Below are 17,699 nucleotides of genomic sequence, written 5' to 3' on the forward strand. Positions count from 1 at the left end.
TCCTGTCCTCAAGGCCTTCCATCAGCGTCTCATTGCCAAGGGCAAAGAGCCCAAGGTCGCGCTCGTCGCCGTCGCGCGAAAGATCCTGACCATCCTCAGTGCAATGATCCGAAACAACGAACCTTGGAATCCAAACAGGCTCTGACAAACACAGTTGCTCATCCGTCTCGGCGCTGTCGCGCCGATCCACCTTCTCCCACAAGGGGAGAAGGGGAAAGTGCGCTCAAGCCTTCGCCACCTTCGCACCCGCGCCAAGCGCCATGGTGCGCAGGACGTAGTAGACGGCGCCGGCGATGGCCACACCGAAGAACCAGCCATAGACGCCCCACCAAGCGGGCAGCCAGTTGGTGAAGTTGGGCAGGATCGAGGAGAAGATCGCGCCGATGCCGGCGGCGATGAAGGCGTTGACGTGCCAACCGCTTTGGAAGCGGAACTCGCCGTCCTCGCGGTAGAGCGCTTCGACATCGACCTCGCTTTTGCGGATCAGGTAATAGTCGACCATCATCACGCCGAAGATCGGCCCCATCGTCGCGCCGATGATGCCGACGAAGTGCGCCGCGCTGCCTTCCCACGGCGCGAAGGGATAGAGCACCAGCGCAATCAATGCCGCGATGTAGCCGCCTTTCTTGAAGTCGATCTGGCGCGGGAAGACATTGGAGAAGTCGAAGGCCGGCGAAACGAAATTCGCCACCACGTTGATGCCCAACGTCGCCACCGCGAAGGTGAGCGCGGCAAGGGCTGCCAGGAACCAGCTGTCGAACTTGGCCGAGATCTGGTCGGGGTGGAGCAGCACTTCGTGGTAGACGTCGTAGGCGGCGATGGTGGTGACGCCGGCGACCAGCGAGAACAGGATGAGGTTGACCGGCAGGCCCCAGATGTTGCCCTTGCGAAGGGCGGCATTGTCCGGCGCGTAGCGGGCGAAATCGCAGAAGTTGAGATAGAGCGCCGAGAAATAGGTTACCCAGATCGCGGCGGCACCGAAGAGCGCGGTCCACGATCCTGGGTCGCCCGGAATGCCGGCATCGGCGGTCTTGTCGCGCAGCACATCCATCGGGATGTCGCTGGTGAAAGCGAAGCTGCCCGACTTCACGCAGAGATAGATCGCAAGCAGCAGCATCATCACCCAGACGGCGGGGCCGGCCCAGTCCTGGAAGCGGCGCACCGTCTCCATGCCTTTCTGGATGATCAGCAGCTGCAATGCCCAGATGACGACGAAGCAGATCACCTCCAGCGTCGAATGTCCGAGAAGATGCGAACTCTTGTTGAACTCGTCGAACCATTGCAGGCGCGTCAGCAGCGCCACGATGGCGCCCGATGCGGCTGCCGTCTGGGCACCGTACCAGAAGCAGGCGACGATGGCGCGCACGAGCGCCGGAATGTTGGCGCCCCAGATGCCGAAGGAGGCACGGGCAAGCACGGGGTAGGGCACACCGGTCTTCACGCCGGCATAGCCGACCATGTTCATCAGCGCGTAGATGATCAGCGAGCCGATGCCGATGGCGATGATGAAGTTGACGAAGCCGCCGCAGAACAGAAACAGGCTGGCCGCCAGATAGTAGCCCCAGAGGCTGTGGACGTCCGAGGTCCAGACATTGAAGATCGAAAACGGTCCCCAGTTCCTGACCGTTGCGGGTGCCAGATCCTCGTTATAGAGGTCAGGCGATGCGCCTTGAATGGTCATTGCAAGTGTTCCCCTTGTTGCAAACGCGCCCTCACGCGTTTGACCGCGAAGGTTAAGCCTGACGCCGGGGAACCGGCAAGCAATCCATTTGCCGGCTTTCGCCTTAAAGATATTCAATGAGAATCGCCGTTATCCGCCGCCTCCAAGCCTGCATCGGGCCGAGTCGCCATGGCGCCTTCTCGATCAGGCGGGTGCCGGAGGGCGGGTTCCGAACTTTTTCCATCGGCAACCAAATTTGTTTGGAACCAATCCGCCGGACGTGCGTTTATGCTGGTTCGACTGCGCTGCGGTCGGCCGGGAGGATAATCATGGATCGCTTGCATTTCTTTACCCCAGTGCGAATTGCGCGTGGGCAGGGATACCCTGTGGAGGAAGTCGATAGCGTCTCCGAGGCGATGGTGTTCCTGCGGAAGTGGCCCACGGGACGGCGTGGCCCGGTCTATCAATGCGCCCTGAATTGCTGTGCGGCGGCTATGTCGGGCAAGATGTCGGCCGAGGAAGCGAGGAAAGCCTTTGTCGGCTTTGCCCGCATCACCCGGCTGCTGGACGACGACATGGCGCTGCCACTGAGTGGCGCGTCGATGGACAATGTCTACGCGCTGCGGCGCTAGGTCGTAAAACGCTTTTGAAATTAATATGCTGCGTCGGCGATGGCGCGGTATATTGAGGTGCTGTTGGTTTCCAGATGCCGCGTCAGGTCGGATCGGAAGCCGGCGTTTTGACTCGTCAATAGCGCCGTTCCGCTCTCTGCTAATTTTCTAGAAGCCAACGCTTTCGAAGCAACAGAGCATTGAAAATACTTATACGATTTCGGCGTGAAGTATCTTTAAACCTGTTGGCGCTATTCCTACGTCATCGCTGTTATGTCTAGCAAGGCAACACCGATGTAACATCGCTTATGGCCACGCCTTTCTCACGGGGGACTCGGGAGGCGGGGTCACTTTCCCAAACAATGAGCAGCCCGAACGTTCGACACGCCTTTGGTGCGTCGAGCGTCTCGGCGCGAAATCTCCCCACTTTGTCAATCAACACCAGCCGGGTGGCGGTCGGGTGAACGAACCCGCGCGCCCTTAGGAGACAAGAGATGGAAGCCCTAGAATATCTCGGCCCGATGAAATGGACGGCGATCGAGATCGCCGTGCCGGTTATCGTGCTGGCGATCCTGTTCTGGCGGAGCGGCATGGTCCGCTACATCCCGAACGACAGGCTCGGCATCCTGGAAAAACTATGGAGCTTTCGCGGCTCCGTCAGTGATGGCTTCATAGCGCTCAACCGTGAGGCAGGCTACCAGCCGGAAGTCGTGCGCGGCGGCCTGCATTTCTTCATGCCGTTCCAATATTCGATGCACCGCGCCAATCTTGTCACCATCCCGCAGGGCCAAATCGGCTATGTCTTTGCGCGTGACGGCAAGCCGCTGCCTCCGACGCAGACACTTGCTTCCAACACAGAAGCCGATGATTTTCAGGATGTGCGCGGCTTCCTCGAGAAGGGCGGACAGAAAGGACCGCAGCGCAAGATCTTGCGTGAGGGCACCTATGCCATCAATCTCGCGCAATTCGTCGTGCTCACCGCTCAATCGACCTATGCCGTCAACCTGAGCTCGTCGGAACAAAGCCTTTTTTCCAACATGTCCAGCTTGATCTCGGAGCGGGGCGGCTTCGAGCCGGTCGTCATCCACAATGCCGAGGACATGATCGGCATCGTCACCATCCATGACGGTCCGGCCCTGCCGGATGGCGAGATCATCGCGCCTACCGTGGCCAACGATCCGAATGACCCGAACTTCCACAATAATTTTCAGGACCCGGAGAAGTTTCTGAAAGCCGGCGGCTATCGCGGCCGGCAGCTGCAGGTGCTGGCCGACGGCAGCTACTTCCTCAATCGCATTTTCGCGACCGTCGAACTGGTCGAGAAGACGATTATCGACGTCGGCACGGTGGGCGTCGTCGTCTCCTACAACGGTCGCCACGGCACGGACATATCCGGGCAGGCATACCGTCACGGCGAGCTGGTCGAAATCGGGGCACGCGGTGTCTGGTCGACGCCGCTGCTGCCCGGCAAGTATGCGTTCAATACTTACGCCGGCAATATCATCACCGTGCCGACCACCAATTTCGTTCTCAAATGGACGAAGGAGCAGTTCGGCGATCACAGGCTGGACGAGAACCTGTCCGAAGTGTCGTTGATCACCAAGGATGCGTTCGAGCCCGTGCTGCCGCTCTCCGTCGTCGTGCATATCGACTACATGAAGGCGCCGCTCGTGGTGCAGCGCTTCGGCGACATCAAGCGGCTGGTCGAACAAACGCTCGATCCGATGGTTTCCGCCTATTTCAAGAACATCGCCCAGACGAAGACGCTGATCCAACTCTTGCAGGAGCGTAGCGACATCCAGCGCAAATCCGGCGAGGAGATGCGCGAAAAATTCAATTCCTACAGCCTCGAGCTGCAGGAAGTGCTGATTGGCACGCCCCGTGCCGCGAATGGCCAGAACAGCATAGAGCAGATCCTGATCCAGCTGCGCGAGCGTCAGATTGCAGTCGAAAAGGTCGAGACCTACAAATTGCAGGAGAGGGCGGCCACTCAGGAGCGCACCTTGCGTGAGAAGGAGGCATTGGCCGAACAGCAAGCCAAGATCACGACCTCGGCACTTACCATCGAGATCAGCGAGAACGAGGGCAAGGCGCAACTCGCCCGCACCCGTCAGGAGGCGGAAACCATTCAGGTCACCGCCAAGGCGGAGGCGGAGAAGGTGCGCGTCGCCGGCCAGGGCGAGGCCGATATGATCAAGGCTGTCGCGCTTGCCGATGCCGAGCGCATCAAGGCGACCGGTTTTGCGGAGGCCGAGAAGGTGCGGGCCATCGGCCTGGCGGAGGCCGAAGCCACCGAGAAGAAGGTCGCGGCCTTCGGCGGACCGGACTATCAGCTCAACTCGCAGGTTCTCATGCGCTTCGCCGAGGCGATCGAGAATGGCAGGCTGCCGCTCGTGCCGCAGATCCAGATCGGCGCCAATGGCGGCGAGAAGGGGGCCGCCAATGGCCTTGTCGAGATGATGCTTTCCATGCTCGTCGCAGACCGGGTTGGACGACAAAACCTGACGGATGCGATCCCGGAAACCGTTGAGGAGGAATGATTGAGGATGGGCCGGTTGCACCGGCCCATTTTGCGCTCTGCTGAAACGGCTTCGGTTGCCCGGCGCCGTGCGTCGTTTCGGCACATGAGGGTCTCGCTGACACGGCGACCTTCGTGACGGACTTGGACACGCCGATGAACAGCTTTGACTTTTGCTGTCACGTCACCGCTCCTTGAATGCTTCGGAAGTCACCTTGGCCAGCGGTGAGAGCAGATAGTCGATCACGCGGCGGCTATCGGTTTTGATTTCCACGCTTACCGTCATGCCAGAAGTCAGAGGAATCGTCTCCCCGTTTATGTTCATTACCTGCTCGTCGAGCGCGATGGTGACCGGGAAGACGAAGCTCTGGGGCTGTCCGGCTTGGCTGGCGGGAGGGGCAGTGGTATTGGCGGCGGCGGCGGCGTTGGCGAGCCCACGTTTGGCCTCCTGCTCCTCGACTGCTTCCGGTGCGACACGGGTGACCCTGCCGTGCAGCACGCCGAAACGGGTGAAGGGGAAGGCATCGACCTTGATCACCGCGATCTGGCCGGGTTTGACAAAGCCGATGTCAAGATTGGCGACGAGCGCGTCAACCTGGAGCGCGCCTTCGGTAGGCGCAACGACAAGCAACTGCTGCCCGGTGGTTACGACTTGACCGACCGTTGTCACGGCGATCTGTTGGGCAATGCCGTCAGTCGGTGAATAGAGCTTTGTCCGTGCAAGGCGAGCATCCGCCTTCGCAACCGCCTGCTTGGCCTCGTCCGCCCTGCGCTCGGCATCGACAAGCCTGTTCTCATTGTCGGCAACAAATTGCGAGAGGGTCATGATTTTCTGACTCGCAAGCTCCTTCAAAGCGGCGTCGGTCTCGATCAATTCCCCTTGATCCGATGCAAGTGATGATTGTGATTTCTCCAGCTGCTGCGTTGAATCGTAGAGATTGACCTTGCTGCCGACTTCACGATTGACCGCCTCCTGGCGAGTGCTGACGAGCTGGGTCAGCGTTTCGATCACCTTGTTCTGATAGGCTATGCTCATATCGAGACGCTGGCGCGTTGCGTCCTTCTGCAAGATCTGCTTGTCGAGGCTCTGCAAGGAGCCGAGGAGCTGATCGAGGTCGGCCGTCAGCACTGAAGCTTCGCGCAGGCGCATCGCCTCCGGCAGCTCGACACTCCAAACAATTCGCGGCTCGGGGTCGGCCGCGGCTTGCGCCAGTTGTGCGACCATGAGGTCGCCAGCGTTCGCCTCGTCTGATTTGGCTGGGCCGTCGAGAACGTCGCGAGCCGTCGAGATGGCGAAGTGCCGGCGCGCGATTTCGGCGAGGTTCGCATTCAGCGCGTCGCGCTGTGCGGTCTCTTCCGCGGCCGCCTCCGCAGGATCAAGCTCTAGAAGAAGATCGCCAGCCTTGACGCGCTGCCCGTTGTCGACATGTATTGCGGCGACTTTGCCGGGATCCAGCGGTTGAATCACCTTGGCGTGCCCGGCCGTGTCGATCTTGCCCGGGGCCACCGCGTGCACGTCGAGCTGCCCGTAGAACGACCAGACGAGCGCCGCCGCGAAGAAGGCGCAGATCGTCAGCATCGTGACGACGGGCAGCGGCGGCGCGGGCGTTTCAAGGATTTCGATCGCCGCCGGCAGGAATTCGCGATCGCGGCCGCAGATGGCCGCCGCAGGTTGGCTGACTGGACGCGGCGACGCCGGGGGGAGCGGCGGCAAGGTTCTTTCGTTCATAACCAGACCCTTGCCTGATCCGACTGCAACGACCAGAGCCGAGCGTAGAGGCCGCCTCTGCGCAAAAGGAGCTCCTCGTGGCTTCCGATCTCGACGATCTCGCCCCTTTCCATTCCGACGATGCGCGTGCAGGGGCGCACCGCCGCCAGGCGATGGGCGATGATCAACACCGTGCGGCCGCGCACGATCGCGCGCATGTTCTCCTGGACGATGCGCTCGCTCTCGTAATCGAGCGACGAGGTCGCCTCGTCGAAGATCAGGATGCGCGGATTGGTGGCGAGCGCACGGGCGATGGCGATGCGTTGGCGCTGCCCGCCGGAGAGATTGGCGCCGCGCTCCTCGATGATCGTGTCATAGCCCTGCGGCATCTGCGCGATGAACTCGTCGGCGCCGGCGAGCCTGGCCGCCTGGATCACCCAGGCCCGCGGCACGGCGGGATCGCCGAGCGCGATGTTTTCATGGATCGACCGGTTGAACAGGATGTTCTCCTGCAACACGACGCCGATCTGCCTGCGAAGCCAGCCCGGATCGAGCTGGGCGATATCGATGCCGTCGAGCATCACCTGCCCAGCCTGCGGCGAGTAGAGCCGTTGCACCACCTTGACCAACGTCGACTTGCCCGAGCCCGACGCACCGACGAAACCGATGACTTCGCCCGCGCCGATAGATAGCGTGACATTGCGCAGGGCCTCAGTCGCTTCGGGCCGATAGCGCAGCGACACGCCGCGCAGTTCGATCTCGCCCTTCGGCGGCGGCAGCGTCAGCAGGTTCTGAGGCACGGGTTCCGGCGGCGTGTTCAGGATGTCGCCGAGCCGCGCCACCGAAACCTGGACCTGCTGGAAGTCCTGCCAAAGCTGCGAGAGGCGAAGGATGGGTGCCACGACTTGGGAGGCGATCATGTTGAAGGCGATCAACTCGCCGACCGTCATCGCGCCGTTGATCACCGCCTCGGCGCCGAAGAGCAGGATCAGCGCCGTCGTCACCTTGCTCACATACTGGATGAGGTTCTGGCCGAGCGAGCCGGTGACGCCGGCGTCGAACGAGGTGCGGACGTAGGACGCGAGCCGCTCCTCCCATTGCGCCTGCATCATCGGCTCGACGCTCGCCGCCTTCAGGGTCGGCGCCCCGACGATCGACTCGACGAGAAACTGCTGCGAGCGCGCGCCGCGGTTGAATTTTTCGTTGATCTGCTCGCGAAGGATCGGGCGGATCAGCACCGCGATCAGAAGATAGACAGGAATGGTGCCCAGCACGACCAGCGTCAGTGTGGGCGAATAGATAAACATCACGACGAAGAAGACCAACGTGAAGACGAGATCGAGCAGCGAGGTGAGCCCCTGTCCGGTGAGGAAGTTGCGAACAGTCTCGAGTTCGCGCACGCGCGCCACCGTCTGTCCGGTGGGGCGGGTCTCGAAATAGGCGAGCGGCAGGCGGAAGAGGTGATGGAACAGGCGCCGGCCGAGCTCCACGTCCATCCGGTTGGTGGTGTGGCTCAGAGTGTAGGTGCGCAGGAATTGCAGGACCGTCTCGAACAGCCCTAGCGTCACCAGGCCGACAATGAGCACGGTGAGCGTGGACACCCCCTTGTGCACCAGCACCTTGTCGACGATGAGCTGGAAGAATACCGGCGTGATAAGGGCGAACAGCTGCACGAAGAGCGACGCGACCACAACCTGGGCGAGAGGCCGCCGGTAACGCAAGATCGAGGGCAGGAACCAGCGGAAGCCGAAAGTTCTGGGATTTGTGCCCGCCCCGCCAAGGCGGCGCGTGACCAGCACGACCTCGCCCGAGGAGACCGCCACGATATCTTCGACCGGCATCTCCCGGGCAAGGCGGCCGATCGGATCGAGCAGCCGTGCGTGCCCCTTTGTGGGCGAGGCTGCCAGCACTGCGAAGGTGCCGTCCTTAAGGCCAATCAGCGCGGGGTAGGGAACGGCGGCGAGGCGCTTGGCCTTGACGCCGCGCAGGATGCGCGAGCGCATTTCGAGAACGTTGGCGCCGCGGACAATATCCTCTGCGGCGGCGAAGCGCCCCGTCAGCGCGAGCTGATGGCGCATTTGGGCGGGATCGGCGGCGATGCGATAATATCCCGCGATCACCGCGAGCCCGGCCAGGCCGGAGTCGATCGGCGTGAAGGGCTGGGTTGGATCGGTCCTCGCAAGCTCGATCGTGGTATGTACGGCTTCGGACGACGGCTCGGCTTCAGCGGTCACCCCGGTCATGTCGCTGCTCGCTTGGTCCACTGGCACCCCCCGAAAAGAGGCCGAGCCGGGGTTCCAGCTCGGCCGAGGCCCAAACTGCTACACTGTGGGCGCGGTCAGCTTGACGTTGAGCGTGCCCGTCGAAGCCTCGATCAGGTTTCCGCTCGCATCGACGTTTGAGTTGCTGGCGAACGCGTCATAGTCCTGCAGCGCGAGGTTGAAGGACATGTTGACGTCCGATCCGGCGACGAAGGTTCCGGCGCTCACCGGGCCGACGTCGAACGAGTGACCGGCGTTGTTGTAACTTGTGTCGACGTTGGTCGTCACCAGACGGTCGAACCCGTCGGCGGTGCTGGCAAGGATATAGACGCCAGGGATGTATTTGAGGCCCTCCACATCCACGCCGTTGCTGTCCCCCGTCGGATCGAAATTGACCGTCACGGACTCGGTCTTGCCGCCGGAGGTGATCGATTTCGTTGAATTCCCAGTGAAATCGGCGAGGACCGTCTCTTTGCCGCTGCTATCAAAGGTCACAAGCTTGACTTCGGTGATCGCGTCCTGGTTCGAATCGCTCGGAAACGTCCCTCCTTGGGCTAGCGATCCTTGAGTGATGTCATAGGCGTCAAGGCGGATGTCGACGGTCGCGTTCGGGCCGCCCGACCCATTGACTTGGGCCAGGGTGAAGCCGCTGTCGTTGACCTGGTAGTGGCCGGCATAGCCGAGAGTGCTGATGGACTTCAGGTCGTTCGTGGTGTTGATCGAATGGACGTCGTTGACGAAGTCGATCCGGATGGCGTTGCCGTCCTTGACCGACTGGGCGTCGGTGCCCGTGCCGATCGAACTGGGGTTGACCGTGTCCGTGCCGGCAGTCTTGCCAGTGAAGACCACAGACATGCCCGGGGTGACCGGCTGCTTCGTCGTCGGATTGAACGGCAGCGAGAACCACGCGTAGTCGCCGGCCGGAACGTCGGCGAAATCGCTGAAGAGGGTACGCGAGCCGTTGCCGATCGCCTGCAGCAGGTCGAAGGTGTACTGATCGCTGGCGTGATTGAGGCTGATCGTGAACACTTCATCCGCCGTATTGAGGGATCCGCCTCCACCGCCGGGAAGCCCGGCGCCAGTTGAGTCGGTCGTCGCTGTCAACGTGCCCGTACCGAACCCGAACAGGTAGATGTCTTTCCCGCCCGCTTGGAGATTCGTGGAACTGCCCCCGTCGAGTTGGCCAGTAAGCTGCACACCGTTCGTGCCCACGAAGCTCAGCGCGCCGAAACCGTCGGCGCCAGCGTGCTGGTCGATGGCGAGGGTCGGATAGGGATCGGTTGTGTCGTCGGTCAGGTCCTTGGTGATTGGACTCTGGCCGGCTTCGTCCAGGAAGTTGTCGGCGCTAGTTATCGCGGAGGGCGTGAAGTTCTCCGGCACATCGTCGACAACCTTGACCGTCCACGCCTTGGCGGCGGCGCTCACCCCGCTACCGTCGTAGTCGCTCGCCTGCAGGATCGAGCTAAAGTCGATCGTCGTGTTGCTCGAGTCGCTCGCGCCGGGCGCGTGATCGATCGGTGCCGAGAGCGTGAAGTTCCAGTTTCCGCTCGTGTCCAACGTCAGTGTGAACACGGTCGGTCCACCTGAACCCTTGGCCGCGGTCAGGGTCGTGTGGTCGCTCGAGACGCTATAAAAGAGCGCTGTACCGCCCGACTTGAGGTTTTGGCTCGTGAGGCTCGAAGTGTCGGTCGATAGCGTGAACGAGAGAGGCACATCTGCGCCCGCGGTAAAGAGTGACGCGACGCTGTCCGAAGCGGTTGCGGTCGCGCCAGCCGGGTCAAGATTGTTCGCGGAATTGGTAGAAAGCGCGTCTTCTTGGACCGTTTTCGACGAAGTGTTGGCCGTAGCAGCCGGCTGGTCGTCGATGATCTTCAGCTTAAGCGCATTTGCGGCAGCCGTGGCCGTATCGCCAGCGGCGAAATTGCCATCGGCATCGGTCGCCTGGACGAGCTTGCTGACGTCGATGGAGAAAGTGCCCTCCGGCGTGCCGTTCTGCGGTGTTTCGTTATCGATCGACGCCAAAAGCGTGAAAGTGTAATTGCCGGCGTTCGCACCGTTCTCGACCAGCGATAGCGTAAAGACGGTGGTCGAGTTCGCCGACGCGGTCAAAGTATCGGTGGTGACGCCGCTAAGGTCGGTGGCGCTCGTCACCAAATAGGTCACCGTCGTCCCGCCCGACTTCAAGTCCGTCGGCAGGCTAGAGGTGTCGACCGAAAGCCGGTAAGTAAGCGGCGTGTCGGTGCCCGGATTGAACAGGTTCGACACATTGCCGGTGGCCGAACCGCTGAAGTTCGTCTCGCCGGGATCCACGCCGACCAGCGCGTCCTCATCGACCGTCGCGGTCTGCGTATTGGCGCTCGCGTTCGGCACGCTGTCCTCAAAGATGAGGTGCGAGCCGACCTCTGTGCTGGTGGTATTCGTCTGGACCAGAGTCTGCGAGGCGTTGAGAATATCGAAGCCCGTGCCCTTGGCGGCGACGCCGAAGGTCGTGTTGGTGATGTTGCCGACCACGAACTGGTCGAAGGTGTTGCTGCCCGTGTAGAATGTGATTTTGTCGCCCGTCTTGAGGCCGTCGACTTCGCCGGTGAGGAGGCCGCCGCTCTTGACGAAGGTTACGCCGCTGGCGTTGCCGGTGTTCGAATCGGCGCTCTGAGTGCCCGAGATGACGATTCTGGTGATCTGCACGAGATTCGCGCTGGTGTCGGTTTCCGAGGTGTCAAAAATGGTGGCGTTCGTGGGCTCGTTCTGGGCGATGATCTTGACATTGACCGCGCTGTGGGTCGGGTTCGTCTGGCTGATGTCGAAGCTCCCCTGGTTGCCCTGCACATAGGCCAGGCTGTTGAGCGAACCGTCGGTGAGGAACGCGCTATCCTTGGTGCCGCCACCGGTATAGCTGCTGACGAAATCGAAGCGCAGCGCCCGGCCGGGGGTGATCGCCTGGCTGTCGCTGCCGAGACCGACCGTGCTCGTATTGACGGTGTCGGGACTGGACGTGCTCTTGTCGAGGCCGGTCACGAGGACGGTGTCGCCGGAGACGGCGTCGTGGAAGGGCAGCCAGTAGTTCTGTCCGGGCTGCTTGGTGGCGAAGTTGAAATTGGAGGTCGTTGTGGACGATCCGCTGACGTAGACGAGTTGGTCAAGATTGAGAGTGTTGGCATCTTCTCCGACCGAGGGGTTGGTGTTGGTGAGGGCCTCATACTGCACGACCCAGACCGTGGCGCCGCCGCTCGTCGGCTGCAGCAGCAGCGCGAAGGCAACTTTGCCGTTGGGGTTCGCGACGCCGCCACTTCCCTCACGCCCAAGCACGATGTCGGGATTGCTCGGGTCGGAATAGAGGAAGATCTCGGCGCCATCGATAGCCGTGAAGTGGGTATCGACTCCGCTCAGGGGTTTGCCGCTGCTGTCGCCGAAAACCAAATTCGACAGGTCGCTGCTGACGATTGCATTGTCGGCGATGCCAATCGCCGCGGCCGTTCCGGTGCCCGACGTGGTGTCGGGATAGATGTTCAGCGCCGTCAGTTCAGTACCGAGCGAGGACGACTTGGGAATACTGGTTTGAAATGTGGACAGCAGGACGTTGTTGTCGGGATCTGTATTGTCGCTGTCTGTGGCAAGAGTTGTCAGCCCTAGGTTTTCGTCCTCAATGACGTTGCCGGTGATTGAAAGTGACATGGTGTGTCTCCCTGCTCAGCGGCGAATGCGCCGCGGCGTTACTGTTTCGCAGTCTCGATTTCCGATGATCGCCCAAGCCATCTGAGTGGATCGGACGTGCACGAAGTCGGCCGGGAAAGGGGACAGTCCGCCCGGACCCTCGCGACTAAGAAGATGTTGCGGGGTGGCGCCGTGCAGCCGCACGGACCGATCAACATGACTGTTCGTGAGGCCGCAAGGCTCGTCGACAATGATGTCCTTGGTCAGGATGCCGAGCACCATCGGATCATTCCCTGGTTTCGGTGCGGCAGGCGCGAGATCAGCCCCAACGCTGGCAACCGGCCGCACGGGCGCGCATCCGCCGGCAGTGCCGTGCCGCGCGCCATCGTTAATGGAAACTGGGGTGGTGAATTTACCTGGAAGGGGGTAGAGGGTGTTGGGAGGGCCGTCGCTATCCTCCGCTCCTTGCCCCGTCAGGCAATTCTGGGCGGATGCGTCCTACGCGCATCGGTAACCCACCAACGGCGGGCACCAAGAATCGACAATGAGGGCATACTCAACCCCGCCCCTCTTCAACAGGCATTTGCTGCCTGTACGCCTCCCGCTCAACTTGAGCACGAAAACTTTACGCTTATTTGTGGAAATTTCAAATCGGACTATTGCTTTTTAACAAAAAGTGTGAACCAGAAAAAGGTCCCTTGACGCAAGGGACTTTTGTCTACGGCCTCAGAAGCCTTTGAAATTAAAAGAAATATCCGCGGCCGTGCTAAAGGATTTGACTGTGACACCTGCGCCAGCGATGAAATAGGCCCATGAAGAAGACGATCGCCGTAGCACCTATGATGGATGGGACGGACATTTAAGCAAAACCAGCCACTTACGAGAGGTCGTGTGCAAAAATCGCACACGAAGGTTCTGCTTCTCTTCTTTTTTCGTTCCCACGACGGAGCCGCCGACGGCCCTATTCGGACGCACTTTTGTCGATGAAATTGGCCGGACGGTCGAGGACGTTCGCTACGATGTCAGCGGGACCTTAGTGTCCGGTGCGGCGTCCAGTTTGCCCGGGGTTCTTGGAAGCTTTTCGAACTTTCTGCCTCACGCCTCCCGCTGAAGCGCGCCAGCTCTTCGAAAAAACTGGCGAGCCAGGATCCGCAGTGGTGCAAACTTGATCGAGGGGGATCCGAGGGGGAAGACCGGCACTGGGAACAGCTCCTGTTCCGACTCCTCATAAGGATAGGGGGATGTCGGTCGCGGAGGCCGCGCCGGACAGAAGGCGCAGCTCGAAGAACGCATCGCGCAGCTTGTCGAAGAAAGCTCGGGGTTGAGCGAGCAGCGGGTCGCAAAAAGCCACGAAATCGAGCTGATCGGCACCGAACTCGAAAGCATCCGCAAGCTCTGGCGCCAGAAGCTGGTCTCGATCGATCGCCTGACCGCGCTCGAGCGCGATGCGGTCCGCCTCGACGGCGAGCACGGCCAGCTCACCGCATCGATCGCGCAGGCCAAGGGCCGCATTGCCGAAACGCGACTGCAGATTATTCAGGTCGATCAAGACCTGCGCAAGGAAGTCGCAACCGAGCTGCGCGATGTCCAGAGCAAGATATCGGAATTCGTCGAGCGCAAGGTGTCGGCCGAAGACCAGCTGAAGCGCATCGATTTGCGCAGCCCACAGGATGGCGTGGTGCATCAGCTGACGGTGCATACCGTCGGTGGGGTCATCACGCCTGGTGAAGTGGTCATGCTGGTGGTTCCGGTTGCGGACGAACTGACTGTTGAAGCACGAGTCGCTCCGCAGGATATCGATCAGCTGAAGCCAGGCCAGGAAGCTGGGCTTAAATTCTCGGCGTTCAATCAGCGCGTCACGCCGGAGCTGAATGGCAACGTCAAGGAGATTGCCGCGGATCTCAGCCTCGACGAGCGCAGCGGGGGCAGGGTTCTATACTGTGCGTGTCGGTATTGTCCGCAGCGAGCTGAAAAAGCTGAAGGGCCTGACGCTTGCGCCCGGCATGCCAGTTGAAGTGTTCTTTTCGACGGGCAACCGCACAATGCTTTCATATCTTGTGAAGCCCCTAGCTGATCAAATTGATCGGGCGTTCAGGGAAGAGTGACCCGCGCCGCGGACGGGTCGCCGAACGTCGGCTTTCTGGCAATCGCCTCACAGGTCGACAGCCCGCTTTCGGCCCAAAGCGGATGCCGAACAGTCCCACAATTTTAGGCCGAATCGAAGTAGCGTCGCGCGGGGCCGACTCCGCGGCGTTGCTGACTTGGTTGACACGCTGTGCGGGGGGGCGCTCTTCGGAAGAGCGCTACCGCCTTTCCCCACTCGGAAACCCAGAGATATTTCCTCCGGTGTTGGGCGTGATGACCTGTATCGGTTTTGCAAAGAGATCCGTCCGTCACTTTTAGATCAGTGCATCGCGCAAGCGTCGACAGCAGGCAATCTCGCGTCGCGAACTTTCAGGCGAGCGCCGGGCGGCTTCCCACAATCGGTTGGTGATGGGCTTTTGCGCGCGATTTCGCGCAGTGCCACTTGACTCCTGCCGAACTCTGTGAAAAATTTTGCAGTAATTGATAAAAATATCAGAGGGTGGAGATGGTAGGGTTCGGCAACGGCCTCCTTCGCGATGACGAGACCAGCATGGCCGCCCGAGCCGCATGGCTTCACTATGCCGGCGGCCTCACCCAGTCCGAGGTCGCCAAGCGGCTTGGATTGACCAGCCTAAAGGCGCACCGCCTCATAACCAAAGCCAACCAGGAGGGTCTGGTTAAGGTCTATATCGACGGCGAAATCTCCGAATGCGTGGCGATCGAGGACGAGTTGTCCGGCCGCTACGGCCTCGATTATTGCGAGGTGGTTCCGGAGTTCGATCCCGAGGACCTGCCGCTCAAGGCGCTCGGCATCGCCGGCGCGCAGTTTCTCAAGCGCGAGATCGAACGCGGCGAGGGCGCGCTGATCGGCGTCGGCCATGGCCGCACGCTTGCGGCCTGCGTTGAATATCTGCCGCGCATATCGGCGAACGGAATCCGCTTCGTCTCGCTGCTTGGGGGCCTGACCAGGAAATTCTCCGCCAATCCGCACGACGTCATCCATCGCCTGGCCGAGCGCACCGGCGCCGAAGCCTATGTCATGCCGGTGCCGATGTTCGCCAACACCGTCGAGGACCGCGCGGTGCTGCTTGGCCAGAAGGGCATCAGCGAGGTGTTCGACCTCGCGCGATCCGCCGATCTCCTGCTTGCCGGTATCGGCACCGCGGAACAGGAGGCCTCGCTCGTCGCCACCGGCATGATCGCAAAGGGCGAAATGGAGGAGACCCGCCGCAACGGCGCCGTGGGCGAACTGCTCGGCCACTTCTTCGACGAGGAGGGCAGGCCGCTCGCCACCACGGTCTCCAGCCGCGCGCTGGCGCTGGCGCGCGAGGACATAGCCAACCGCAGGATCGTCGCCGTCGCCGGCGGCAAGATAAAGGTCCGCGCCATCAAGTCGGTGCTGGAGGGGCGCTACCTCAAGGGCCTGATAACCGACGAGCGCACGGCGCGATCGCTCGTGGAGAAGACGCCGGTCGGGTAGCCGGCAACAGTTTCGTTGAAACTACCCTTTGGAGGAGAAGAAGACATGCATGAGAAAGAGAAAGACCTGCTCGACGCCTTCCTGCGCGGACAAGTCGACCGCCGCGGACTGATCAAGGGACTGGGTGCGATGGGCCTTGCCGCCAGCACCGCCGGCGTCCTGCTCAACCTGGGCCAGACCCGCGCGCTTGCCGCCGATTTCGACTGGCAGGCGCATAAGGGCAAGACCATCAAGCTCCTGCTCAACAAGCATCCTTATGCGGATGCCATGATCGCCGACCTCGACAATTTCAAGCAGCTGACCGGCATGAACGTCACCTATGACGTGTTCCCGGAGGACGTCTATTTCGACAAGGTCACGGCGGCGCTCTCGGCGAGCTCGCCCGAATACGACGCCTTCATGACCGGCGCATACATGACCTGGACCTACGGCCCGGCCGGCTGGATCACCGACCTCAACGAATGGATCAAGGACCCGACCAAGACCAATCCGAAATATGCCTGGGACGACTTCCTCCCGGGCGTCAGGAATTCCTGCGCCTGGAACGGCAAGCCCGGTGGCGCGCTGGGCTCCGACGACGCAAAGCAATGGTGCATTCCGTGGGGCTTCGAGCAGAACAACATCACCTACAACAAGGCGATGTTCGACAAGGCCGGCGTCAAGGTCCCCGGCAACATGGACGAGATGGTCGCCGCGGCCGCAAAGCTGACCAAGGATGTCGGCGGCGGCGTCTACGGCATCGGCGTGCGCGGCTCGCGCTCCTGGGCCACCATCCATCCGGGCTTCCTGTCAGCCTACGCCAACTTCGACCAGAAGGACCTCAACGTCTCTGCCGACGGCAAGCTATCGGCGGCCATGGCTACCGCTGAATCCAAGGCCTTCCACAAGCAGTGGGTGCAGATGATCCAGGAAAGCGGCCCGAAGGACTGGTCGACCTACACCTGGTACCAGGTCGGCACCGATCTCGGCGCCGGCGCTTCGGCGATGATCTTCGACGCCGACATCCTCGGCTACTTCATGAACGGCGGCACCAACAAGATGGCCGGCCAGCTCGCCTTCTCGGCCTTCAAGGCCAATCCGGCCGCCAAGGCGCCGACGCCGAACATCTGGATCTGGTCGCTGTCGATGTCTACCTTCTCGAAGGACAAGGACGCCACCTGGTACTTCATGCAGTGGGCTTCCGGCCTCGACCACTGCCTGTTCGGCGCCACCAAGATGGATTTTGTCAATCCGGTCCGCCAGGCGGTGTGGAAGGACGAGATGTTCCGCGAGAAGCTCAACAAGAGCTATCCGGGCTATGTCGATATGTTCGACGCTTCCGCGCCCGGGGCCAGCATCAAGTTCACCGCGCAGCCGCTGTTCTTCGACCTCACCACCGAATGGGCTGCGACCTTGCAGAAGATGGTGGCCAAGGAAGTGCCGGTTGACGAAGGGCTCGACAAGCTGGCCGAAAGCATCAACGGCCAGCTCAAGGAAGCCGGCCTCGGCTGAACCGGGTGACGGCTGGTCCGCCTGGAGCATGATCCCTAAAAGCGGGAACCGGTTTCCGGAAGATCATGCTCGAACTAGAGTTGGGTCTGATGGCGGTTCAACGAAACGCCATCATGATCCAGGCAATTCCGGGAAGAGCGCATTGCGGTTTTCGTCCCGGAATTGCATGGAACTCCAGGCGGGCGGGCCCGCCCCTGCATTTATTGCGATGCGGCGCCTATGGTGCTGTTAGTT

At 61.5% G+C, this 17,699-nt stretch carries 10 protein-coding genes and 1 pseudogene; 6 read left to right on the forward strand and 5 right to left on the reverse strand.

All coding sequences use genetic code 11. The features are described from left to right. Positions 1-145, forward strand: a pseudogene (locus EN852_RS42525) (IS110 family transposase); the annotation flags it as partial. 78 nt (positions 146-223) lie between these two features. Here the strand turns inward: EN852_RS42525 and EN852_RS26715 are convergent. Further along, entirely contained in the window at positions 224-1,681 is a 1,458-nt protein-coding gene (locus EN852_RS26715) for an NCS1 family nucleobase:cation symporter-1 (protein WP_127878319.1), read from the reverse strand. A gap of 308 nt (positions 1,682-1,989) precedes the next feature. Here EN852_RS26715 and EN852_RS26720 point away from each other — a divergent pair, with 308 nt between their 5' ends. Both EN852_RS26720 and EN852_RS26725 read left to right on the forward strand, forming a co-directional pair. Then, on the forward strand, positions 1,990-2,292 hold the full coding sequence (locus EN852_RS26720) for a DUF982 domain-containing protein (protein ID WP_127863946.1): 303 nt from the start codon (positions 1,990-1,992) through the stop codon (positions 2,290-2,292). A gap of 473 nt (positions 2,293-2,765) precedes the next feature. Then, complete coding sequence (locus EN852_RS26725) at positions 2,766-4,811, forward strand: flotillin family protein (RefSeq protein WP_127878321.1); 2,046 nt, start codon at positions 2,766-2,768, stop codon at positions 4,809-4,811. A gap of 162 nt (positions 4,812-4,973) precedes the next feature. Here the strand turns inward: EN852_RS26725 and EN852_RS26730 are convergent, their stop codons facing one another. The 4 genes from EN852_RS26730 to EN852_RS26745 form a co-directional block, all read right to left on the reverse strand. Then, positions 4,974-6,518, reverse strand: a complete 1,545-nt coding sequence (locus EN852_RS26730; protein ID WP_127878323.1) for an HlyD family type I secretion periplasmic adaptor subunit — start codon at positions 6,516-6,518, stop codon at positions 4,974-4,976. Then, positions 6,515-8,740: a type I secretion system permease/ATPase gene (locus EN852_RS26735; RefSeq protein WP_127878325.1), complete on the reverse strand. Its 2,226-nt coding sequence runs from the start codon at positions 8,738-8,740 to the stop codon at positions 6,515-6,517. Before EN852_RS26735 ends, EN852_RS26730 begins: the two co-directional genes overlap by 4 nt. 78 nt (positions 8,741-8,818) lie before the next feature. Then, complete coding sequence (locus EN852_RS26740; protein WP_127878327.1) at positions 8,819-12,430, reverse strand: hypothetical protein; 3,612 nt, start codon at positions 12,428-12,430, stop codon at positions 8,819-8,821. A 15-nt stretch (positions 12,431-12,445) separates the two neighbouring features. Next, positions 12,446-12,691 (reverse strand): hypothetical protein, encoded by a 246-nt coding sequence (locus tag EN852_RS26745; RefSeq protein ID WP_127878329.1) that lies wholly within the window; start codon positions 12,689-12,691, stop codon positions 12,446-12,448. A 1,039-nt stretch (positions 12,692-13,730) separates the two neighbouring features. Here EN852_RS26745 and EN852_RS26750 point away from each other — a divergent pair. The 3 genes from EN852_RS26750 (at position 13,731) to EN852_RS26760 (ending at position 17,465) form a co-directional block, all read left to right on the forward strand. Then, positions 13,731-14,423 carry an HlyD family efflux transporter periplasmic adaptor subunit gene (locus EN852_RS26750; protein ID WP_348643475.1) on the forward strand — a complete coding sequence of 231 codons (693 nt, stop codon included), beginning with the start codon at positions 13,731-13,733 and terminating at the stop codon, positions 14,421-14,423. A 576-nt stretch (positions 14,424-14,999) separates the two neighbouring features. Continuing rightward, positions 15,000-15,974, forward strand: coding sequence for a sugar-binding transcriptional regulator (locus EN852_RS26755; protein WP_127863951.1), 975 nt, complete (start codon positions 15,000-15,002; stop codon positions 15,972-15,974). Positions 15,975-16,019: 45 nt separating this feature from the next. Then, a complete protein-coding gene (locus EN852_RS26760; protein ID WP_127863952.1) occupies positions 16,020-17,465 on the forward strand; it encodes an extracellular solute-binding protein in 1,446 nt (481 codons plus the stop codon). The last annotated feature ends 234 nt before the right edge of the window (positions 17,466-17,699 follow it).

Origin of the sequence: Mesorhizobium sp. M2E.F.Ca.ET.209.01.1.1 (assembly GCF_004010375.2) — a bacterium.
Classification (GTDB): Bacteria; Pseudomonadota; Alphaproteobacteria; order Rhizobiales; family Rhizobiaceae; genus Mesorhizobium.